Origin of the sequence: Rhizobium sp. CF142 (assembly GCF_000281145.1) — a bacterium.
GTDB lineage: Bacteria > Pseudomonadota > Alphaproteobacteria > Rhizobiales > Rhizobiaceae > Rhizobium.
In genome coordinates, this window is sequence record NZ_AJWE01000027.1 from 26,889 (window position 1) to 47,060 (window position 20,172).

The 20,172-nt window shown below is 59.6% G+C and carries 21 protein-coding genes; 11 read left to right on the forward strand and 10 right to left on the reverse strand.

From position 1 onward, the window contains the following. Window position 1 precedes the first annotated feature (1 nt). Entirely contained in the window at window positions 2-925 is a 924-nt protein-coding gene (locus PMI11_RS08285; protein ID WP_007815498.1) for an ABC transporter permease, read from the forward strand. An 11-nt stretch (window positions 926-936) separates the two neighbouring features. Further along, window positions 937-1,791, forward strand: a complete 855-nt coding sequence (locus tag PMI11_RS08290) for an ABC transporter permease (protein WP_007815499.1) — start codon at window positions 937-939, stop codon at window positions 1,789-1,791. Window positions 1,792-1,969: 178 nt separating this feature from the next. Here PMI11_RS08290 and PMI11_RS08295 read toward each other — a convergent pair whose 3' ends face one another. Genes PMI11_RS08295 through PMI11_RS08305 form a run of 3 tightly spaced genes read right to left on the reverse strand, consistent with a single transcriptional unit; the run spans window position 1,970 to window position 4,069 of the window. Beyond that, entirely contained in the window at window positions 1,970-2,647 is a 678-nt protein-coding gene (locus PMI11_RS08295; RefSeq protein ID WP_007815500.1) for an aspartate/glutamate racemase family protein, read from the reverse strand. A gap of 19 nt (window positions 2,648-2,666) precedes the next feature. Then, on the reverse strand, window positions 2,667-3,380 hold the full coding sequence (locus PMI11_RS08300; RefSeq protein ID WP_007815501.1) for a molybdate ABC transporter substrate-binding protein: 714 nt from the start codon (window positions 3,378-3,380) through the stop codon (window positions 2,667-2,669). 8 nt (window positions 3,381-3,388) lie between these two features. Next, entirely contained in the window at window positions 3,389-4,069 is a 681-nt protein-coding gene (locus tag PMI11_RS08305; protein ID WP_007815502.1) for an RraA family protein, read from the reverse strand. Between the two features lie 230 nt (window positions 4,070-4,299). Here PMI11_RS08305 and otnI point away from each other — a divergent pair, with 230 nt between their 5' ends. From otnI to PMI11_RS08320, 3 genes are all read left to right on the forward strand, one after another. Next, entirely contained in the window at window positions 4,300-5,097 is a 798-nt protein-coding gene (otnI, locus tag PMI11_RS08310) for a 2-oxo-tetronate isomerase (RefSeq protein WP_007815503.1), read from the forward strand. Between the two features lie 81 nt (window positions 5,098-5,178). After that, on the forward strand, window positions 5,179-6,438 hold the full coding sequence (otnK, locus tag PMI11_RS08315) for a 3-oxo-tetronate kinase (protein WP_007815504.1): 1,260 nt from the start codon (window positions 5,179-5,181) through the stop codon (window positions 6,436-6,438). Continuing rightward, a complete protein-coding gene (locus PMI11_RS08320) occupies window positions 6,435-7,073 on the forward strand; it encodes a 3-oxo-tetronate 4-phosphate decarboxylase (protein WP_007815505.1) in 639 nt (212 codons plus the stop codon). Before otnK ends, PMI11_RS08320 begins: the two co-directional genes overlap by 4 nt. Window positions 7,074-7,292: 219 nt before the next feature. Here PMI11_RS08320 and PMI11_RS08325 read toward each other — a convergent pair whose 3' ends face one another. From PMI11_RS08325 to PMI11_RS08335, 3 genes are all read right to left on the reverse strand, one after another. After that, the gene (locus tag PMI11_RS08325) at window positions 7,293-7,979 is read right to left on the reverse strand and encodes a dimethylsulfonioproprionate lyase family protein (RefSeq protein ID WP_007815506.1); all 687 of its coding nucleotides are present in this window, start codon (window positions 7,977-7,979) and stop codon (window positions 7,293-7,295) included. Between the two features lie 201 nt (window positions 7,980-8,180). Next, window positions 8,181-8,864: an SDR family NAD(P)-dependent oxidoreductase gene (locus tag PMI11_RS08330; protein ID WP_007815507.1), complete on the reverse strand. Its 684-nt coding sequence runs from the start codon at window positions 8,862-8,864 to the stop codon at window positions 8,181-8,183. Between the two features lie 19 nt (window positions 8,865-8,883). Further along, window positions 8,884-9,561, reverse strand: a complete 678-nt coding sequence (locus PMI11_RS08335; protein ID WP_007815508.1) for an SDR family NAD(P)-dependent oxidoreductase — start codon at window positions 9,559-9,561, stop codon at window positions 8,884-8,886. Between the two features lie 161 nt (window positions 9,562-9,722). On the opposite strand from PMI11_RS08335, the gene PMI11_RS08340 reads away from it, so the two are divergent. Beyond that, window positions 9,723-10,652 (forward strand): dihydrodipicolinate synthase family protein, encoded by a 930-nt coding sequence (locus PMI11_RS08340; RefSeq protein WP_007815509.1) that lies wholly within the window; start codon window positions 9,723-9,725, stop codon window positions 10,650-10,652. 7 nt (window positions 10,653-10,659) lie between these two features. Here PMI11_RS08340 and PMI11_RS37255 read toward each other — a convergent pair whose 3' ends face one another. Beyond that, window positions 10,660-11,355 carry a GntR family transcriptional regulator gene (locus tag PMI11_RS37255; protein WP_007815510.1) on the reverse strand — a complete coding sequence of 232 codons (696 nt, stop codon included), beginning with the start codon at window positions 11,353-11,355 and terminating at the stop codon, window positions 10,660-10,662. 160 nt (window positions 11,356-11,515) lie between these two features. Here PMI11_RS37255 and PMI11_RS08350 point away from each other — a divergent pair, with 160 nt between their 5' ends. From PMI11_RS08350 to PMI11_RS08370, 5 genes are all read left to right on the forward strand, one after another. Then, the gene (locus PMI11_RS08350) at window positions 11,516-12,547 is read left to right on the forward strand and encodes a nitrilase-related carbon-nitrogen hydrolase (RefSeq protein ID WP_007815511.1); all 1,032 of its coding nucleotides are present in this window, start codon (window positions 11,516-11,518) and stop codon (window positions 12,545-12,547) included. A 301-nt stretch (window positions 12,548-12,848) separates the two neighbouring features. Next, window positions 12,849-13,841 carry an ABC transporter substrate-binding protein gene (locus PMI11_RS08355; protein WP_007815512.1) on the forward strand — a complete coding sequence of 331 codons (993 nt, stop codon included), beginning with the start codon at window positions 12,849-12,851 and terminating at the stop codon, window positions 13,839-13,841. A gap of 68 nt (window positions 13,842-13,909) precedes the next feature. Next, on the forward strand, window positions 13,910-14,695 hold the full coding sequence (locus tag PMI11_RS08360; RefSeq protein ID WP_007815513.1) for an SDR family oxidoreductase: 786 nt from the start codon (window positions 13,910-13,912) through the stop codon (window positions 14,693-14,695). A 73-nt stretch (window positions 14,696-14,768) separates the two neighbouring features. Continuing rightward, window positions 14,769-15,587, forward strand: coding sequence for an ABC transporter ATP-binding protein (locus PMI11_RS08365; RefSeq protein WP_007815514.1), 819 nt, complete (start codon window positions 14,769-14,771; stop codon window positions 15,585-15,587). A 2-nt stretch (window positions 15,588-15,589) separates the two neighbouring features. Then, window positions 15,590-16,408 (forward strand): ABC transporter permease, encoded by an 819-nt coding sequence (locus PMI11_RS08370; protein ID WP_007815515.1) that lies wholly within the window; start codon window positions 15,590-15,592, stop codon window positions 16,406-16,408. A gap of 150 nt (window positions 16,409-16,558) precedes the next feature. Here the strand turns inward: PMI11_RS08370 and PMI11_RS08375 are convergent, their stop codons facing one another. From PMI11_RS08375 to PMI11_RS08385, 3 genes are all read right to left on the reverse strand, one after another. Next, window positions 16,559-17,518, reverse strand: a complete 960-nt coding sequence (locus PMI11_RS08375; RefSeq protein WP_037070960.1) for a PDR/VanB family oxidoreductase — start codon at window positions 17,516-17,518, stop codon at window positions 16,559-16,561. Window positions 17,519-17,610: 92 nt separating this feature from the next. Then, window positions 17,611-18,939, reverse strand: coding sequence for a Rieske 2Fe-2S domain-containing protein (locus PMI11_RS08380; protein ID WP_007815519.1), 1,329 nt, complete (start codon window positions 18,937-18,939; stop codon window positions 17,611-17,613). Between the two features lie 16 nt (window positions 18,940-18,955). After that, window positions 18,956-19,999 carry a nitrilase-related carbon-nitrogen hydrolase gene (locus PMI11_RS08385; protein ID WP_007815521.1) on the reverse strand — a complete coding sequence of 348 codons (1,044 nt, stop codon included), beginning with the start codon at window positions 19,997-19,999 and terminating at the stop codon, window positions 18,956-18,958. Window positions 20,000-20,172 lie beyond the last annotated feature (173 nt).

The following is a 20,172-nucleotide window of genomic DNA, read 5'->3' on the forward strand; positions in this document are numbered from 1 at the left end:
CATGCCTTTGTTGTTTCGGCTCCTGCGCGCTTTCGTCTCTCTCTGGGTGATCGTCACGCTGGTCTTCGTCGCGCTACGCGCCACTGGCGACCCGATCTTGGCCATCTTCAATCCCGACGATACGACCAAGGAAGCGCTTGATGCCTATCGCGAGCAGTGGGGTTACACGGGCACGATCCTCCAGCAGTATCTGGCCTATGTGAACAATATTTTCCACGGCGCCTTTGGCATTTCCAACATGAGCAACCGCGATGCTCTAGACGTCGTCCTCGAGCGCCTTCCCGCGACCCTCCTGCTAGTCGGCTGTTCCACCTTCCTCATGATCGCCATCGGGCTGCCGGTCGGCGCGTTCGCAGCACTCGACAATGGCGGACGTCTCGACCGTACCATCATGTCGCTCTCGACAGTCGGCTTCGCCTTGCCCAATTTCGTGCTCGGCCTAGCGCTGATCCTACTCTTGTCGGTCAACCTGCACCTCCTGCCATCGAACGGCTACGGCTCAATCGAAAACCTGATCATGCCTGCGTTGACGATCGGCCTTGCGAAAGCGGCAATTTTCACCCGTTTCGTTCGTTCGGCCGTGCTCGATGCCCTTCGTCTACCCTGCGTCACCTCGGCCAGGGCGCGGGGCCTTGGTGAATTCAAGATCTTCACCAATCATGTCATTCCGAATGCGCTGCTGCCGCTGGTGACGATTACGCCGCTCCTCGTGGGAGCCATGATTGCCGCCGGTTCAGTGGTCGAGTCCGTGTTCGGCTGGCCCGGCGTCGGCCGGCTGATCGTGGATTCCGTCGCCCAGCGCGACCTTGCCGTGCTGCAGGTCATCATCATGATGGTCGCCTTTCTGATGATCGCCACAAACCTCATCGTCGACCTGGCCTACGCCAAGCTCGATCCCCGCACCGCACTTGCACAGAACCACTGATCGGAGACCCAATGTCCGCAATCGTCACAGAAAAGCCGGTTCGCCGTTTTCCGGGCATGCCGATCGCCGCACAGCTCTCGGTGCTCTTTCTGGTCGGCTGTCTTTCTCTCGTCATCATATTGCCCATGGTGTCGACGATGAACACGACGTCGGTGAACCTGCTCGCGCGCCTGAAACCGCCGGCCGGTTTCGGCGGCACCTGGGCGCATTTCCTGGGCACGGACGACCTCGGCCGCGACATATTCATCCGGCTCGTCTCCTCGCTCCGCACCAGCCTGGCGCTGGCGCTCGGCGCCACGGTGATCTCGGCGATTATCGGCACAACGATTGGCATCCTTGCGGCGCATTTCCGGGGCTGGGTCGATCAGCTGATCGTCGCAGCCATTGATACGCAGGCTTCCGTGCCATTCATCATCGTCTCGCTGACGCTGACCGCTTTCTTCGGCAACAACATCGTCCTGTTCATCTTCATCCTCGGCCTGTTCGGCTGGGAACGCTTCGCTCGCTTGTCGCGCGCCATGACGCTCGCCTCCCGCGGCCGCGGTTACGTGCTGGCCATGACGACGCTCGGTTTTCCGTGGAGCCGCATATATCTGCGCCACGTCCTGCCGAACATTGCCAGCACCCTGCTCGTCACCGCCACGATCAACTTCCCTGAAGTCATCCTGCTGGAAACGTCACTGAGCTTCCTCGGCCTCGGTATCCAGCCGCCGATGAGCAGCCTCGGCAACATGCTCGGCTTCGGCCGCTCCTACCTGCTAACCGGCTGGTGGATCGCCGTCGTACCAGGCATTGCCATCTTCCTCTGCACGCTGACCGTCAGCATCATTGGCGACTGGGCAAGAAACGTAATCGGAAGGGCATGATCGGCGCTCTTCCCGACCGATATCCTCAGATGAGCTTTCCGATCAGCGGCAACGTCGTATCGATTTTGGGCCATGGGGTCCGATGCGCGCCGGCTCCGTGTTACCGCCAACATCAATTCATGGGGATGTCGTTGAGATCTTGGCCCAAATAAAAAAGCCCGCTTTTCAGCGGGCTTTTTTATGCCGTAATCCAACACCCTTCGACGAGTTCCCGCATGCGGGAGACTGCCGCCCCCGGAGCACTCAATACAGGAACCCGGACTTGCTTTCCGACGGCGTCTGCCGCCTGCGACGTCGAGAAATGTGCGAGCATGATGGTGTCGACGTCGTCAAGTTCGTACGCGCTCTCGGCGATGAGCCGGTTATGGGTTTCGGCATCGCCGGCCCGCAACGCCGTCATCGCGTCGGCAACAAGAATGGTTTTCAGCGATGCCGGCGAATGAACCTCGGCCGTATACTCTTTGAACTCATCGGTCATTGTAGCGACCGCCGGCCCGAAAGTGGCGATCATACCGATCCGCTGCCCGTTAGCGACAGCGGCGTGAAACATCGCCTCGTTCGGCTTCAAAACAGGCACCGGTAGTTCGGAAGCCATCCGTTCGATCGCCGGCCCGAAGGCCGAGCAGGTGACGAGCACGCCGTCGGCGCCGGTCGAACAGCCATATCGACCGAGATTGACGAAACGTTCGATCATGGCTTCGGTGAGATCTGCTTCCCGCGCTCTGTCAGGGCTCAGGGAGTCGTCGAGCAGATTGACCAGTTCGGCTTCCGGCCACAACTGCCGGAACGCTGCCTGCACCGGCTGCATGGCGACCGGCGTCGCGTGAAGGAGAACTATGCGGGGCTTGGCGCTCATGAGATTCACGTCCGTGAGATCAAAAACGAGGTTCGAGCCCGGCCTGCCCGTAGGCATTCCGGGCTGCAGGTGTAAATAGCTGCTCGAGGAAGCGACCGGCGGCTTCAGACGCAAGTGCATCCGTAAAGACCGCAACGCTGAAATCGGTGGTCGCTTGAAGCTCTGCAGGAAGAGGCCCGACAAGGTCGACGCCAGGAACGGCGAGCAGTTCGCTCACCTGCTGAATGGCCAATGCAACCTCGCCGCTCACGAGCTTTTCGCCTGTCAGCCCGGCATCGATGACCAGCGCCTTCGAGCGTATCGCGTCCCCGATACCGAAATCGTCGATCATCTTGTCGAAGAAGATTCCGCTCGCGCCGGTGCGGGAATAGACGAGCGTCGGGGTGTCGAGCAGTGTCTTCCGGAGTGCGGCCTGCGTCGAGATGTCGGGCCTTGGAGCCCCCGCAACGACACCAACGCCGACGGAAGCCCTGGCCAGCGGTCGGCGGGATGCAGGATCGAGCCGCCCCTTTGCGGCGAGCTCATCGATGGCCCAGTCGATCGCAACGATTGCATCGGCCTTCTGCCCATCGGCAATACGCCGCATCAGGCCGACCGTCGGGTCCCAGATCATTTCCGCCCGGCCGCCGGTTTTCTCAAATCCCGGCATAATCGTCTCGTCGACGATCGCCCGCAGGATGAGCGCACTCATCACCGCGACCGGCTTACCTGCGTCATCTGCCCCAGGGACCATCTCGCACCTCAAAGATATTCGACGGTGTAGTCGATCTTGGTGAGGCAGTCGTCGATCCAGCGGCGGTCGACGGTGCCGTTGCGAACCCGATCGCGCTGCGCGTTCTCGCCGGCAAGCCGCTTTGCTGCAGCCGGATAGACGCTCTCCGTCTCGTCATAAGGAATGCACATCAGCCCGTCGTCGTCGCCGATCATCAGATCGCCGGGCTCGACGACCATGCCGCTGATGGCGATCGGTACGTTGATCTCGCCCGGGCCGTCATGCAGCGGGCCACGATGTGTGACACCGGCGGCAAAGACCGGGAATGTATGGTTCTTGACATGCCCGTAGTCGCGGATGGCGCCATAGATCACGACACCTGCGATGCCGCGGGTTTCGGCATGGGTCAGCATCATCTCGCCGACGATCGCATTGGTAAGCTCGCCGCCGGCATCCACGACGAGTATGTCACCTGGCAGCGCGGTATCGATCGCCTTATGGACAAACAGATTGTCGCCCGGGCGCGTCTTGACGGTAAAGGCAGGGCCGGCCAGGACCCTGCCGCCGGCATGCATCGGCCGGAGTGAGGCGCCGCCGGCTGCAAGCCTCGACATGCAGTCGCTGATGACGGCCGCCGGCACGACGCGGAACTTATCGACCGTTTCGGGCGAAACTCGCCGTTTGGGCTGCATCACTCTCAAGGTCGTCATCGCGCACTCCTTCGCTGCATACGTCCTGCTTCTTGGATGCAGGGAGAATACGAGGCGATTGTCCCGTTGCGCCAATTCAAATTGAGGACCGTCTTATTCGGCCATCTATATAAAAAGCACCGCCTTTAATCGAGAATGATATATGGACGAAATAAGTTTCACCACGTTTGAAATTGGACGCAAGCAGCTTGGGCCTCTACTCATTGAGATGAAAGAGTGAGGGTGCCGCAGTGCTGAAATTCAACGCCAATCTGACCCAGCTTTATACCGAGCTCGATTTCCTCGACCGTTTTGCCGCCGCGGCTGCCGACGGCTTCAAGGGCGTCGAATATCGCGCCGCATACCATATCCCAAAGGAGGTGCTGACCGAATTGCTCCAAAGGAACGGGCTGAAGCAGATCCTCTTCAATCTGCCGCTTGGAAACTGGGACGCAGGAGAGCGCGGAATCGCCTGTCTGCCGGGGCGTGAGGACGAATTTCGCCAGGGTCTCGAGATTGCCGTGGACTACGCAAAAGCGCTTGGTTGCGAGCAGCTCAATTGCCTTGCCGGTCTAAAGCCTGCAGCCGTGCCGGATCGCGAAGTCGAGGAAGTACTCTGCGCAAACCTGCGCTATGCGGCGGACCGCTTTGCCAAGGACGATATCAAGCTGCTACTCGAAATCCTCAACAGCCGAGACAATCCGGGTTGCGTGATATCAAGCGCCGCCAAGTTCGAAGAGATTGCCGGGCGCGTTGATTCCGACAATCTCTATCTGCAATTCGACTTCTATCACCTGCAGGTGATGGAAGGCGACCTAGCTCGCAAGTTCGAACGGCTGCAGTCGAGAATTGCTCATGTGCAGGTGGCCGATAACCCCGGCCGGCACGAGCCCGGAACCGGTGAAATCAACTTCGGCTTCATATTCCAGGAGCTGGAACGGCTTGGTTATGACGGCTGGGTCGGTTGCGAATATGTTCCGAAAGGACGCGCGAGCGAAGGCCTCGGCTGGGCAAGACCCTGGATGCCAAAGCCCGAGCAGGGCACCTGATGTCATCAGGCGCCATTGCTGACGCGCGTGTTCCTCCATGAAGACGAAATACGATGAAAAAGCAGGCAGGGGTTTGATCGAATGTTGATTGGTTGCATTGCAGACGACTTCACCGGTGCGAGCGATCTTGCCAACACCTTGGCAAAACAAGGCATGTCGGTCACACAGTTCGTCGGGGTTTCCGGCACACCTGCTTCGCCCGATTGCGAAGCTGGCGTCGTAGCGCTCAAGAGCCGGTCGATTCCAGCATCCGAAGCGAAAGCCTTGTCGCTGGAGGCGCTCGAATGGTTGAAGGACCAGGGATGCCAGCAGTTTCTTTTCAAATATTGCTCGACGTTCGATTCAACCCCTGAGGGCAACATTGGTCCGGTTGCAGAGGCGCTGCTCAACGCACTCGATGCTCCGTTTGCGATCGTCTGCCCAGCCTTTCCAACGGTCGGACGGACGGTCTATCAAGGTCATCTGTTCGTCAACGATCATCCGCTGAGCGAAAGCGGAATGGAAAACCATCCGCTGAATCCGATGACGGACTCGGACTTGCGTCGCTGGTTGCGAAGGCAGTCGACCAAAGAGGTCGGATTTGTCGGCCATTCCATTGTCCGTCAGGGCAGTGAGGTGGTGTTGACCGCAATGCAAAAGGAGGCAAGTGCAGGCAAGTCTCTGATTGTTGTCGACGCAATCGATGATGCGGATCTCCTGACGATCGGGAGGGCTTTGGCCGGACACAGGCTGGTGACGGGCGGATCGGGGATCGCGCTCGGCCTGCCGGAAAACTTTAGGGCAAGAGGGCTTTTGGCGGCCGAACGGAAGAAACAATTCTCTCCGACGATTGGTCCAGGCGCCGCCTTGTCCGGCTCATGTTCGCCGACAAGCCAAAAGCAGCTGGAGCATCACCTTCTGACAAGTCCGGGGCTGCGGGTGGAGTCCGCCGATCTCATCAGCGGCAAACTGGACCCGCTCACGGCAGCCAACTGGGTGATCGAACACATCGACCACATACCGATCGTCTATTCCACGGCCGATGCTCAGACCGTCGGTGACACGCAGCAGCGTTTCGGCCGAGCGGCAATGGCCCACAAGATCGAAGATTTCTTCTCCACACTCGCGACATTTCTCGTTGCTCGCGGCGTGGTTCGTCTGGCAGTGGGCGGCGGCGAGACATCCGGTGCCGTCGTCCAGGGACTTCGCGCGAACAAGCTCATCATCGGACCTGAAGTCGACCCCGGTGTGCCCGCCTTGGAGGTGGAGACCACACCGGTCCGGCTCGCCTTGAAAAGCGGCAACTTCGGCAGTCTCGACTTCTATCAGAAGGCTTTGAGAGTTTTGGGAGAGCCGGCATGACCGACGAGGCGAAGGTCCGTGATGCAATTGTCCAATGGAGCCGTTCACTGTTCGAACGTGGCTTTACCGTCGGCTCGTCGGGGAATATCTCGGTCAGGGTCGACGGCGGATATCTTTGCACGCCAACGAATTCCTGCCTTGGATTCCTCGTGCCCGATCGGTTGAGCCGGCTCGACGAGGACGGGCGCCACATCGATGGCGACAAACCCACCAAGGAACTACCGCTCCACCTCGCCTTCTATCGGAACCGATCGGCTGCCAACGCCGTCGTTCATCTGCACTCGACCTATGCTACGGCGATTTCCTGTCTCTCGACCGCCGACAGGAGCGATGCGATTGCGCCGATCACCCCTTACGTCGTCATGCGGGTCGGAGCTGTTCCGATCCTGCCATACTTCAGGCCGGGCTCATCAGACATGGTCCCGGAACTTGAACGAATTGCCCCTCGTCACAAGGCGGTTCTCCTCGCCAACCACGGACCTGTCGTTGCGGGAAGCTCGCTGGAGAGCACGGTATTTGCCGCAGAAGAGCTGGAGGAAACGGCCAAGCTGCTCATCCTTACGCAGGGCATGGCGGTGAACAGGCTCAGTCGCGAGAACATCTGTGAGCTGGAAGCAAGCTTCAATCTTGCTTGATCCGCCTGGATTGGGCTGGCGCTTTAAACGATCGGGGGTGTCGATAATGCCGACCGGGACGGTGGCGGATCGTTTCAGCCGTCACCGCCAAATGGCAAAGACCGATGTCATGCCGCCTCGTCGTCTTCCGGCCCTTCTCTTTCGTGCTGCCGTTTCTGGCGAGAGATAATCCGGCCCGGTTTGCGAGGTGTGGAAGTTCGCAGGCGTCAGTATTGCCATTCACCTTCCGATCTCTTCAACGTGGCACCAGACCGCGAGAAGCGGAGTGGTGGTACAACGCATGGCAAATGACTGTCCCGCTTCAGCAGCGAAGACGCCGCCTATTCCGGTCGAAATCCAGCTCTCTCCGGCTATTGAAAGCTCGCAGGGGGAAAGCAGCAGGAAAGCCCGGGAAAACCGCTGCACGTGATCCGGAAAACGGCTATAGGGTTCCATATAGGTAAGGCCAACCCGGATATCCGCCCGATCTTCCAGGCCGCCTGGGCCGACAATCACACTGTGTGCATGGGCCTTCTCAAAATTCAGGCTGGCAAATGGTCCACTTCTGCCTCTGATCCACACGAGTGATTCAGCCAGGCGCCAAACGCTCTGCGCTACCTCGGCGTAAATGTCTCGAGCGGCGATTGCATTTTGAAGAGCTGCCTCAAGGCCGGAAGGGATTCCGGTATCGTGGAGCCGCTTGTCCCGCAGGGTTCCCGTACGCTCGAGCTTTTGAAAGACTTTACCTGCGACAAAACTCGCCATCGTCGAAGCCGACGGATGCAGCATCGCGCGGGCCAGCAAGTTCAAGAAATTGTCGAGCTCCACCGGGCGTTCCGCGGCACCTCGTTCGCGCAGCCTATGTTTCACCGGCTCTTTCTCATCCGTGATGAGTAGATCTGCTTCTCGTTTGATTGTCCTGCCCATGGCGTTCTCCGTGCAGAACCTTCCCTACAGTGCCCCGCCTAGATCCGGCAAGGACTCTGATCAATCTGCCGAGCGTCTGTAAATCTCGTCCGATAGTTTCGTCTGAAGACTTCCTCTCAAAACTTTGGGCCAAGTCTGCATGAGGGCTCGACGGCGTCTAGAATTGCAGAATCGCGCTGGAACGGGATAGGGCAGCAGGCCTCACCACGGTATCGGCGTTCCGTCATAGACCCAATGTCTGCCGCTGTGTTCCCGGTTTGCTGCCGCTATGAAGGACCGGAAACCGGCTGCAACGCTGTCAGTATCGGGGAGGCCCTGATCGTCGGCGTTCGAAACGCGAAACTTTCCAGGTTCGAGGAGCAGGCAGATGCAGCCCCAGGACTTCCATTCGACCGACAGGTTACGCCACATCTGATTCAGAGCGGATTGGGATGCGCGATAGGCGAAGCGACGCGGCTCCTGGAATCTGCTGATCGAGGCAGCATGGCTCGACACCGCCGTAAGGATCTTGAGCTCGCCTTTCCTCAGGTTTGGCTCGAGCAAGCTCGCGAGATGAAGCGGCGCGAACGTGTTTGCGACCATGATCGGCCGCCAGTGCGCCAAGGTGATGGCTTCGGGCGGCAGGCCGTCTTCGCCGGATATGCCTTCATTCAGAATGACGACGTCGATGGCGCGGCCGTCAAGGCAGTCAACCAGGCTTCGCGCTGAGCTTTCCTTCAGAGCATTGTAGCGCAAATCGATGACGAGCTCTCCGAATTTGTCAGAAAGGCGCGTGTCGAGGGGATCGCTGCAGGCGACGATCACCTCCCAGCCGATCGTCGCGTATTGGATCGCAAGCTGCAGACCGAGCCCTTCATTCGCTCCGGTAATCAATACAGTTGGCATCGCGTCGCTATCCTCCTTCTCACCAGGGCACATCGGTACCGTCATAGCCGATGATGCGGCCGGAATCGGCGATCGTCAGCCCCGAGACGACCTTCTTCATGCCGGCCACACTCGTTTCCACGGCGATGCCGTTGAAGTTCGTCATCCGGGTCGCGACAAGACCCGGCCGCAACAAAGTGCAGATAATCCCGTCAGCCTTCCATTCCCTCGCCAATGCCGACCAGACTGCGTTCAGGCCGGTTTTGGAAGCGCGATAGGTATATTGCGTTCCCCAGTCATTGGCGCCGATCGAGCTCATCAGGCTCGACATGGCGGTGGCGATCCTGAGCTTTCCCGCAAGCAGGTTCGGTTTCAGCGCCGCAGCAAGTGCAAGCGGTGCGAAGGTGTTCGTCTCGACCACCTTCAAAAAGTCCGCCTGCGTCACCTCTGCCGGTTTGGCTTCAAGATTGACCGCAATACCGGCATTGGCGATCAACGCATCGATCGGAACGCCATCGAGATCGGCACAAAGAGCCTCGATCGAGCTTCTCTGCGTGACATCCAGGGTAAACACTTCTGCGCCCGATATGCTGGCGAGTTCGGACGCGGTGGACGGATCTCTGGCGGTTCCGAGAACCCTCCAGCCATCCGCCGCAAACTGCCGGGCAAGCTCGAGGCCGATGCCCCGATTTGCGCCTGAGATAAGGATCGTTGACATTCGATTTCACTTCGTGCGATTGGAATATCAACGGTATACCAAAACAAGAATCGCGCAACTCCATCCGACAATTTTTTTGTTGAGACGGCGTGCAGCGTCAGCGACACGCGCTCACAGAAGACGTCAGAGGAACTGCCACTCGCTAAAAAACGGATCATCCAATGTCCCTGATCAGTACCAGCAGCAAGGGCGTTTACGTCATCGCTGTAACCCCATTTGCCGAGGACGGAGCGATCGACACTGCGAGCGTCGACAGCGTCACCGACTTCTATCTTGAAGCAGGCGCTGACGGGCTGACCATTCTCGGCATGATGGGTGAGGCGCCGAAGCTGACCCATGCGGAAGCCCTAGCCGTGACAAGACAAACACTCGCACGCACCGCAGGCAAGCCCGTCGTCGTCGGCGTATCGGCGCCGGGGCTGGCAGCAATCAGTGAATTGACCAAGGCGGTAATGGATCTTGGTGCGGCGGGCGTCATGGTGGCGCCGCCCGGCAACCTGAAAACTAACGAGCAAATCACCGGATATTATCAGCAGGTCGTTGATGCACTCGGCAGCGACATTCCCCTCGTGCTGCAGGACTTTCCACTATCCACTGGCGTGTCGATCAGCAACGATAGCCTTGGCCGCATCATCGAAACCTGCCCGAGCATCGTCATGGTCAAGCATGAAGATTGGCCGGGGCTTGCAAAGATCACTGCGCTGCGCGAAGCCGAAGCCAATGGCCGCCGCCGCGTATCGATCCTCTGCGGCAATGGCGGCATCTTCCTGCCCGAGGAAATTGCGCGGGGTGCAGATGGCGCGATGACCGGCTTCGGATACCCTGAAATGATGGTCGAGGTCTGTGCACTTGCTGCTGCGGGAGATATGGACCGGGCACAGGACATATTTGATGCTTACCTGCCGCTCGTACGCTACGAGCAGCAGCCAGGCATCGGGCTCAGCGCCCGCAAACACGTCCTTGCGCGACACGGCGCAATCCGCAGTTCGGCGCAGCGCCGCCCCGGCACACCGCTTTCCAAGACTGCGATCGAGGAGATCGAGCGGTTGATCCTGCGGCAGGAGCGACGTCTGGCCGAGCTTGGTCGATAGGCTGGTGTCAGCCTCTCCGCCGCCCGAGGATGAAGTCGATGATGGCATCGCGCACATTGTCGAGATGATCGCCCATCAACCGGCGCGACAGTTGGGGATCACCGCCGGCAACCGCATCGATCAAGGCCATATGCTCGCTGCCGCCTGGCTGCAGACGATGAGGCATGCGCGCCGTGTTGAAGATATGAGTGCGGCGGCGCAGGTCTCGGATCGCCGCAGAGACCATCGGGTTTCCAGCAGCTTCCGCAATCGTCCCGTGGACGAGATCATCGACCGACCAGTGGTCGGCTGGTGTAATTTTGGGAAGCAGCAGCAGCCAGCGGATCGCGACGCGCACCTTCTCCGCTTCGTCAGCCGCCAGTTGCCCGGTCGCGCGCGCGGCTGCCTCAACTTCGAGAATCCGGCGCATATCAAGCAGGTTCATGTAGGTTTCGATGCTCACATCCGCAACGACGAGCATCCGGCCCTGCCGGCGCATGGCAAGTGATTCCGTTTCCAGCCGGCCGAGCGCCTCGCGCACGGGCGTGCGCGAAATCGATAGCATCTCGGCGAGCCTGCGTTCCTGCAGAACGGCTCCGGCCTGGAGGCGCCCGGACAGGATCAGATCCAGGATCTGCGCATAGGCAAATTCGCTGAGGCTGACGTCGCCCTCTGCTGAAAGCGGGAAGATACGCCCCGCCGCATCCGTATCGGAAAATGTCATTCTAACCCCGTTTTTGGTGGACCGGCGATATACCACTCTTGCCGGTGGCGCAATCGATTTCGCTTGCGGAGTTAACGCGCACCGAAACCAGCGAACCGTATTGACGATTGCGCGCCATTGGTATTCCATTGGAACACCAAAATCAATGAAGGAGATATCAATGTCGGTTCGGCCGTGGAGGGCGACATGCATCCAGATGGACAGCAAAATCGCCAGCAATGCAAAAACGCGGGAAGAAGCTTGGCAGATCATCGAGGAGAACCTTGATGAGGCGGTCCGGCTGATCGAAACAGCATGCAAAAGCGAACTGCCGCCCAAACTTGTTGTCCTGCCGGAATTCGTCTTTCAGGGTCCGCCGCGCGCAACGCCCGTCAGCGAGTGGATCGATCGCGCCTGCACCACCATTCCTGGACCGATTACCGAGCGTCTGGCGGCAGTCGCGCGCCAGTATGACATCTACATCGCCGGCAATCATTTCGAGGTCGATCCGCACTGGCCTGACCGCTATTTCAACTCTTCCTTCCTCCTCGATGCCAAAGGCGAGATCATTCTGCGCTACCGGCGCATCAACACGGCAAGCTGGACCTCGCCGCACGATATTCTCAGCCAGTATCGCGAAGCCTATGGCGAAGACGGGATCTTTCCTGTCGCCGATACCGAACTTGGCCGGCTTGCTATCTTCCCCTGCGGCGAGGTCAGCGTGCCGGAACTCTCACGCGTCTTCATGATGCGGGGTGCGGAAGTCCTGCTGCATCCTTCCAATGAACCAGCCAATACGCAGGCCGACGCCGCCAAGATCTGCCGTGCCGCGGAAAATATGTGTTACCTCATCAGCACCAATGTTTCGGGGCAGATCGGCTTCTCGGACCAGGAGCGCGGCGGGCATTCGCAAATCGTCGACTTCAACGGAAACTATTTGGCCTTTGAGGTATCCGACGCCGAAAGCCTCGCGGCGAGTGCCATCATCGATATCGGCGCGCTGCAATCGGCCCGCCGGGACACGAATATGGGCAATGCACTCCTGCGAACGCGCTGGGAAATGTATCGCAATTATTTCTCGGCTGCTGAATTCTATCCGGTCGATGCCCTGGCTAAGAGAGCTTTCGAAACCTATTCCGAGCTCTCGCCCGTCCACGAAAAAGCAATATCAAACCTGACGGTGGCGCGGGTCATTCGTAACATCGACGCCTGAGCGTCGCCGCCATCGCGACGGGGACGACCAGATTTTTGGCTGCACCCGTATAAAGCTTATGGAGGGCTCATGAGGAGCGCGCCGAGGCGCCAGCCTCGCTGCCCTTCTTCAGAACCCCGCCGCGAACAATTGCGGGCCGCAAATTCGGCCATTTTGCGGCCTTTCAAGCGTTGCTTTGCATATAAAATAATCACAAAGTGATGGTGCTTAATATTGCAACATTGGCACATTGACATGCGATATTCCCTTGGCATACCATCTGAATGCCAAAATAAGAATGGGGATCGAGATGAGGAAAAAAATGAAGCATCTGATGATGCCGTTCGTCGGATTGACGATGCTCTGTGCGCCCTTTGCGAGCAACGCTCTCGCACAGGATCATGAGAAGATTAACCTCCGGCTGGCCTGGGTCGCCGGCGGCGTGGATGCGCCGATTTTCGTTGCAGCCGCCAAGGGCTACTTCGCCGTAAAGGGCCTCGACGTGAACATCGTCGACGGCAATGGCAGCACCGGCACCATTCAGGCCGTCGGAAGCGGTGATTTCGAAATCGGCATTGCCGGCCTCGGCGCGCTGGCGCAGGCGCAGCAGGCAGCCGGCGCCGACACAATCGTTGCCGTAGCCGGTCTGCTCCAAAAGGACCCGACATCGATTATCAGCCTCAAGGGCTCCGGCATCAACAGCCCGAAGGATATCGAGGGCAAGCGGCTCGGCACCGATGCGGGTAACTTCGAGGACGGAATGATCAAAGCCTTCGCCGAGGCCAATGGCGTCGATATGAACAAGGTCAAGGTCATTATGATCAATGGCGGCGGCGACCGGGTCGCGCTTTTGAAGGGCGATGTCGACTTCATCAACGGCTGGGCCAATCCGGATGGCGACAAGGTCGCCGAACGGGCCGCCATCGAGCCGCCCATGCTGTTTGCCGATTACGGTGTGAACATTTTGGGTTCGAGCGTCATCGTTCGAAAAGACTATCTGGCGAAACACGGCGATGCCGTTCGCGGTTTCCTGGCCGCTCTGCAGAAGGGCAAGGCCGAAGCTGCGGCCAATCCCAACGAAGCGCTGAAGATCTTGATGGAAGCCCGCCCTGACTCCAACGAAGAAGGGATCAAGGGCGAGATCAAGAACATGCCGAAATACGAGCATACGGCCGCTTCCGAGGGCAAGCCCTATGGCTGGGTCGCCGAGCAGGACATTACTCTGACGATCTCGCTTCTTGAGAAATACAGTGGCATGGCCCCCGGCCTGACCCCCGCCAAGATTTATGACGGATCCTATCTGCCGGCCAATTGATGCGCTCCCGGGTGGCGCGCGCGCCACCTTCATCTCATCGAAATGCCCGCAGGGGCACGGACCTCCACATGGATCTCGGACTGAACAACAAACATGCATTGGTGCTCGGCGCCAGTCAGGGGCTCGGCCTTGCCGTCACCAGGGCGCTGCTCTCCGAAGGTGCGACTGTGACGCTTAGCGGACGCTCGATCGATCGTCTGAAAGCTGCGCGGCAGAGCCTGCCCGAAGATCAGCAGCGCCGGTGCCATCTTGCTTTGGCGGATCTTTCCGATCCGGACGCTGCCCGCAAAATCAGCGAGGCAGCGCGCAGCAATTGTCCGGTCGATATCCTCGTCAACAATACAGGCGGCCCGCCACCTGGCATTCCCTCGGGAGTCGATGTCGATATCGTTTCTGCGCAGTTTGACGCCATGGTTCGTCCCGTCCTGTCGCTGACACTCGATCTCGTCCAGGCGATGCGGGCGCAGAAATGGGGCCGGATCATCACCATTGCTTCCAGCGGCGTCGTCCAGCCCATCCCACATCTGCCGATTTCCAACGCGCTTCGTTCGACACTCGTCGGCTTCATGAAGACGCTCGCCGGTGAAGTGGCAAAGGACGGCGTGACCGTCAACATGCTGCTGCCGGGGCGGATCGCGACCGCAAGAACGCGATCGCTCGACGCGACCCAGGCCGAACGCAGTGGACGACCCGTCGGGGACATCAGCGCTGAATCAGCCGCAACCATTCCGGCCGGACGCTACGGCACGGTTGAGGAATTTGGTGCCGTCGCAGCATTTCTCGCCAGCGGACCGGCAAGCTACGTCACCGGCAGCATGCTGCGTGTCGACGGCGGCGCCATTCGCTCGATCTGAATGGGCGGCTCGCCCGTACGGAATTTCTCGGCCCCGGGGCCTCACAGGAGATGGGTCAGACCCAGATGCAGAGATGAACGCCATTCCATCACAACACAGCATTCCCAGGGTGACATCGAAGCACATCGCCATTTCCGGCGTCTCGAAAACCTTCGAGACCCGCAAGGGTACGGTGCATGCGCTTCAGGACATCAATCTGTCGATCGGTAAGGGCGAGTTCGTCTCGGTGCTCGGACCGAGTGGCTGCGGCAAGAGCACCCTGATGATGCTGCTTGCCGGCCTGACATCGGTTTCGCTCGGCCGCATCATGGTCGGCGACAAGCATATCGACGGACCCAACGCAGAAGCAGGCGTCGTCTTCCAGCAGGACGTGCTGCTTGAATGGCGCACCGCCCTGCAGAATGTTCTGCTACAGGCCGAAGTCCGCAAATCCGACATGGCTGAGGCGAAAGACAGGGCGCGTCAGCTGCTCAAGATGGTTTCGCTTGAAGACTTCGAGGACGCCTATCCGAAGGAACTGTCCGGCGGCATGCGCCAGCGCGTATCGATCTGTCGGGCGCTCTTGCACCGTCCGCCGCTCCTGCTGATGGACGAACCTTTCGGCGCGCTCGACGCCATGACCCGCGACCAGTTACAGATCGATCTCTTACGTCTCTGCGCCGATAACGAGATGACGGTCTTCTTCATCACCCACTCGATCCAGGAAGCGATTTTCCTCAGCGACCGGGTGGTCGTCATGTCGCCGCGTCCGGGCCGCATCGAGCGGATCATCGATATCGACCTGCCGCGCCCGCGGCGACTTGCCATGCGCGAGGATCCGAAATTTTCCGCCTATACGCGGGAGCTGACGGCGATCTTCAAGGGACTTGGCGTTTTCCGCGAGGAGTATTGATCATGGCACCGATTGCCGACACTCACATCGAATACCGCCAGAACCTGGTTTCACGCGCCCTCGGCGCGGTTCCTCCCGCTCTCTGGGCGCTTGCCGGTCTCCTCATCATCTGGGAGCTCTGCGTGCGCGTGGCGCAGGTTCCCGCTTTCATCCTTCCGCCGCCCTCGGACATAGTCGAGGAAATCGTCAAATACGCGCATCGCCTGGCGCCGAACGCGCTAGTTACGATGAGCGAAGTGCTGCTCGGCTTCCTGTGTTCCGTCGCCGTCGGCGTGCCGCTGGCAGTCATGATCGTCTATTCACGCTTTATGGAGAAGGCGATCTATCCGCTGATCGTCGCCAGCCAGACCATTCCGAAAGTCGCCATCGCACCGCTGATGCTGACCTGGTTCGGCTACGGCATGGCCCCGAAGATCGTGATCGTCGTCCTTCTTTCCTTCTTCCCGATTGTCATCAATTCGGTCATGGGACTGAAATCTGCCTCGCGAGAGATGATCTACCTCTCACGCTCCATGGGAGCGAGCGGATGGCAGACCTTCTGGAAGTTCCGCCTGCCGCAGGCACTTCCCAGCATCTTTGCAGGCCTGAAGCTTGCAACCGCGCTGTCCGTCATCGGCGCCATCGTCGCCGAATTCATCGGTGCGGATAAGGGTCTCGGCTATCTGATCCTGATTGCCGGCGCGAATTTCGACATTGCCCGCCAGTTCGCCTCGGTCGTGGTGATCTCGCTCATCGGCGTCGTGTTCTTTGCCGTGCTGGAACGGATCGAACGGATCGCCATTCCCTGGAAGGTGAGCACGGCCGTTGCCGACAGGGGATAGGGCTGCAAGCCAAGTGTAATGAGCGCGTCGCCCAACGGACGGCCTTTCTTTCTGGCTGCACCGATCGCGGTGACCGACGAAGAACCACCCAGACGACAAAGCCCGGCTCTTCGGCCGGGCTTTGTCGTCAGTGCTTGTCGGACTGAGGGCTCAGAGATCGAGAACCAGCCGGTCGCTCTTCGCACCCGAGCAGCAGATCATGATGAGTTTGTTGGAAGCCTGTTCGCGCGCGGAGAGAACATTGTCCTTGTGGTCGGGAATTCCCTCGACGACACGGGTTTCGCAGGTACCGCAGACACCCTCCCGGCAGGAATAGGCGACCCGAATGCCGGCCTCCTGCAGGACGTCCATGATCGTCCCGCCCGCCGGGACGAGAAATTCCTTGCCCGAGCGCTTCAGCACCACCGTGAAGGAGGTGGTCGACTGCTCGACCCTGACCGAAAAATGCTCGACATGAACAGTCTTGTCCCGGCGGGCTGCCGCCGCATTCTTGAAGGCGTCGATCATCGGGGCCGGGCCGCAGCAGTAAAGATGCGCATCGTCAGGAGAGGATGCGACGAGATCCGCAATCGGCAGGACCGCACCCTTCTCGTCGTCGAAATGAAACAGCACGCGCCCGGGCGTGATCGCCTCCAGGCGCTTGAGTTCTTCGACAAAGGCCGCGCTCTGGCGGCTACGACCGGCATAGACCAGCCGCCAATTCTTCGAAAGCGCTTCCATGCGACGGATCATCGAGACGACAGGTGTAATGCCGATACCGCCGGCGAAGAACACGGTCTGATCCGCGTCTTCCTCGAGAGCGAAATTATTGCGTGGCGGCTGAACCGTGACGATATCGCCGACCCTCGCGGTCTCGCAGAGATAGGCCGAGCCACCACGGCTCGACGCATCCCGGTTGACGGCGATCATATAGCTTTTCGGCTGCTGTCCGTCGCTTGTCAGCGAGTAGCTGCGGGAGAGATCGCCGGGCAAGACGAGATCGATATGAGCGCCCGGCGCAAAGGAAGGCAGCAACCCGCCGTCGGGCGAGACGAGTTCGAAGGAGCGGATCGTTTCCGCTTCATAACGGATCGCCAGGATCCGCAGGGAAAGAACCGCGGGTTCAGCCATTTCGCTCCTTTGATCCTGAACGGACTCGCTCGCCGCGCTGGATGTGGCCGGCGCGTTTGCCGCACCGCTCACATGAGGGTAGCTGCCGTCCATCATTCGGCTGCCGAAAGCTTTGGTCGATAACCCTTGATCGCCGCCATCTTTTCCTCATAGCCCTCGAGCCAATCGGTGCCGTAGGGCACGACGATGTCGCCGCCGCGGGCATCACGCGCCAGTTCCGGCTGGCGGACGATATCGGGAAGCTTGCCGCTTTCTGCATATTCCTTTGCCGCGTCGAGCATGACGCGGCGCGTCAGGATGACCATGCGATCGGAAGCGGCGAGATGCTCCATATCGCGATCGACGACATATCCCATGGACTCCTGGATGGCCTGGTCCTGCAGCGGCACACCAACGATGCCAGTATAGCTGTCGCCATTGCGCTGCCACTCGCGGTCGATCCCGTAATCGTTGGAGCGATCCTTGACCGGACGCCAACGGCCTTTCCAGTCGGTGGTGTTGGGATGATATTCGAGCGGCCGGGCAAGGCCACCGACGGGTGTGCCGTCCTTGTATTTCAGGTTCTTCTTGCGACCGTCCTTGCGACCGAGATCGATGTTGAAGATCATGGTCGAGGTGTCATCGATCGGAACCCAGGCGTTGGCAGTGATATTGCCTTCAATCTCGCCGCCCGGATAGGTGACCCAGAAGGGGAAGACATAGCTCGCGAACCGGTGGTGTTCGGTTCCCTCATAGGCGTTTCGCTGGGCCGAATACATGGTCCCGAACGGCATGACCGAGACATTGATCTTCGGAGCCTTCTCGGTGACGGTGAAGACTTCCGGATCGGAGAGATCGAGCTTCTCGCCATCAATGCCTCCGACATGCAAAAAGCCCAGATGCGATGTGTCGATATCGCCTTCCAGCGCCTGCATGTAGTTGCAGTCACGATGTGTCAACGCGATGTTGCGGTCGTCACCCTCGGCCATGATCGCTTCGAGTTCCGGCAGTTCCGGCGGGTTGGCCTGCTCCTCGCCCATATAGGCAAAGACGAGACCGCCGGATTCCTTGACGCGATAGGCAATCGCCGGCGTACCAGCCGGATATTTCGACTTATCCTCAAGGTTCGGTTGGTCGAGACACTTGCCGGTGACGTCGAATTTCCAGCCGTGATAGGCGCAGCGAATGCCACCCATTTCATTGCGCCCGAAAAACAGCGATGCACAGCGGTGCGGGCAGCGATGGTCAAACACGCCGACCCTGCCCTCGCTGTCGCGGAAGGCGACGAGCTTTTCGCCAAGGATCATCAGGCGCACCGGATCGCCGTCCGCCTTCAGTTCCGACGACATGCAGACCGGTATCCAAAACTGGCGAAAAAAATTCCCCATCAACGTGCCCTTGCCAACGCGGCAGAGCTGTTCGTTTTCCTCGGCGGTAATCATGCTTGTCTCCTTGATGTCATTGGCTGAAAAGAGGTTCGAGAACGCGCACGCGCTCCAGATTGGCGCGCGCGATTTCGACGGCCGCTTTGGTTTCGGCAGCATCCGTCATCGGCGCATCGCGAAAATGGTCGGGAGGATAGAAGGTCGCCTGCTGGTAGTAGGGCCGGTACATCTCGAAACGGGCGCGCAACAGCGGATTGTGAGTTCCGGTATCGGTGCGGCGATCGAGGCGGAGCTTCTCGATGTCGATGATGCCGGAAACGCCGACGCCTTCCGCAGCGCTTTCCTCAAAGGCGATGGTGTCACCGAAATGATCAAGAATATGCGAGCGGCCGCCGAGGATGGAGTTGTCGGGAGAAAAGCCGATCGGTCCTGCGACATTGGCGCTGATCAGATAACACATGTTCTCTGCCGCGCGCGCGACCTTGGCCGCCTCTTGGCCCGTCGTGAACTTGGAGTTGGTCGGATGCAGGATCACTTCAGCACCCTGCATCATATAACAGCGGGCCACCTCAGGAACATTGATTTCGCCGCAGGGTATCAGCGCCAGCCGCCCGAGTTCGGTATCGGCAATCGGGAACACCTGGTCCTGGGGTGTCGCACGCAGATAGTCGGACATGAAATCATGAACCGAGGGAAAGGCCGCCGTATTGACGCGGCGGTAATTGACGATGATCTCGCCGTCGCGTCCGATCAGAAAGGACGAATTGAAGTAACGGCCGGGCCACTCGGGCGGCGCTTCGAACATGTTGCCGGCGATATAAATTTCTTCGCGCCTGGCAAGCGCCTGCAGCGGGGCGGTCAAAGGACCGGGGATCGTCGAGCAGGCTCTCTGGATCCAGGGAGTCACGGTCATGGAAAGCGGTGGCCCCTGCAGGGCAAACTCCGGAAACACGACGAGATCCGGCTTCTCGTTCGAGGCGCAAGCCGCCTCGATCAGGCCGATCAACCGGTCGAGATTACGCCTAATGACGGCCCGCGCCGCCTCGTCGTCGGGTGCCTGTGTCGCCCGTTCACTTCGCATTTGGATACTGGTTGCGCGCCAGGGTTTGACAGCCATTATCGATCTCCGTTTGTTGGCAGACACGTTGCACGCCAGTGGTATACCAAACTTTTAGCGCGGCTTTTACCGTTTGCCAAGCCCTGTTTCACAACGGATTTTCACGAAAAGACGCAGGTTGATTGGATCCTTCGCAGAAAACAGGGGGTTGGAATACCAAGATTATTCCTATC

Excerpts from the sequence above, each read along its gene's own strand:
- PMI11_RS08285 (WP_007815498.1), top strand. The coding sequence starts at position 2 with ATGCCTTTGTTGTTTCGGCTCCTGCGCGCTTTCGTCTCTCTCTGGGTG.
- PMI11_RS08290 (WP_007815499.1), top strand. The coding sequence starts at position 937 with ATGTCCGCAATCGTCACAGAAAAGCCGGTTCGCCGTTTTCCGGGCATG.
- PMI11_RS08295 (WP_007815500.1), bottom strand. The coding sequence starts at position 2,647 with ATGAGCGCCAAGCCCCGCATAGTTCTCCTTCACGCGACGCCGGTCGCC.
- PMI11_RS08300 (WP_007815501.1), bottom strand. The coding sequence starts at position 3,380 with ATGGTCCCTGGGGCAGATGACGCAGGTAAGCCGGTCGCGGTGATGAGT.
- PMI11_RS08305 (WP_007815502.1), bottom strand. The coding sequence starts at position 4,069 with ATGACGACCTTGAGAGTGATGCAGCCCAAACGGCGAGTTTCGCCCGAA.
- otnK (WP_007815504.1), top strand. The coding sequence starts at position 5,179 with ATGTTGATTGGTTGCATTGCAGACGACTTCACCGGTGCGAGCGATCTT.
- PMI11_RS08320 (WP_007815505.1), top strand. The coding sequence starts at position 6,435 with ATGACCGACGAGGCGAAGGTCCGTGATGCAATTGTCCAATGGAGCCGT.
- PMI11_RS08325 (WP_007815506.1), bottom strand. The coding sequence starts at position 7,979 with ATGGGCAGGACAATCAAACGAGAAGCAGATCTACTCATCACGGATGAG.
- PMI11_RS08330 (WP_007815507.1), bottom strand. The coding sequence starts at position 8,864 with ATGCCAACTGTATTGATTACCGGAGCGAATGAAGGGCTCGGTCTGCAG.
- PMI11_RS08335 (WP_007815508.1), bottom strand. The coding sequence starts at position 9,561 with ATGTCAACGATCCTTATCTCAGGCGCAAATCGGGGCATCGGCCTCGAG.
- PMI11_RS08340 (WP_007815509.1), top strand. The coding sequence starts at position 9,723 with ATGTCCCTGATCAGTACCAGCAGCAAGGGCGTTTACGTCATCGCTGTA.
- PMI11_RS37255 (WP_007815510.1), bottom strand. The coding sequence starts at position 11,355 with ATGACATTTTCCGATACGGATGCGGCGGGGCGTATCTTCCCGCTTTCA.
- PMI11_RS08350 (WP_007815511.1), top strand. The coding sequence starts at position 11,516 with ATGTCGGTTCGGCCGTGGAGGGCGACATGCATCCAGATGGACAGCAAA.
- PMI11_RS08355 (WP_007815512.1), top strand. The coding sequence starts at position 12,849 with ATGAAGCATCTGATGATGCCGTTCGTCGGATTGACGATGCTCTGTGCG.
- PMI11_RS08360 (WP_007815513.1), top strand. The coding sequence starts at position 13,910 with ATGGATCTCGGACTGAACAACAAACATGCATTGGTGCTCGGCGCCAGT.
- PMI11_RS08365 (WP_007815514.1), top strand. The coding sequence starts at position 14,769 with ATGAACGCCATTCCATCACAACACAGCATTCCCAGGGTGACATCGAAG.
- PMI11_RS08370 (WP_007815515.1), top strand. The coding sequence starts at position 15,590 with ATGGCACCGATTGCCGACACTCACATCGAATACCGCCAGAACCTGGTT.
- PMI11_RS08375 (WP_037070960.1), bottom strand. The coding sequence starts at position 17,518 with ATGGCTGAACCCGCGGTTCTTTCCCTGCGGATCCTGGCGATCCGTTAT.
- PMI11_RS08380 (WP_007815519.1), bottom strand. The coding sequence starts at position 18,939 with ATGATTACCGCCGAGGAAAACGAACAGCTCTGCCGCGTTGGCAAGGGC.
- PMI11_RS08385 (WP_007815521.1), bottom strand. The coding sequence starts at position 19,999 with ATGGCTGTCAAACCCTGGCGCGCAACCAGTATCCAAATGCGAAGTGAA.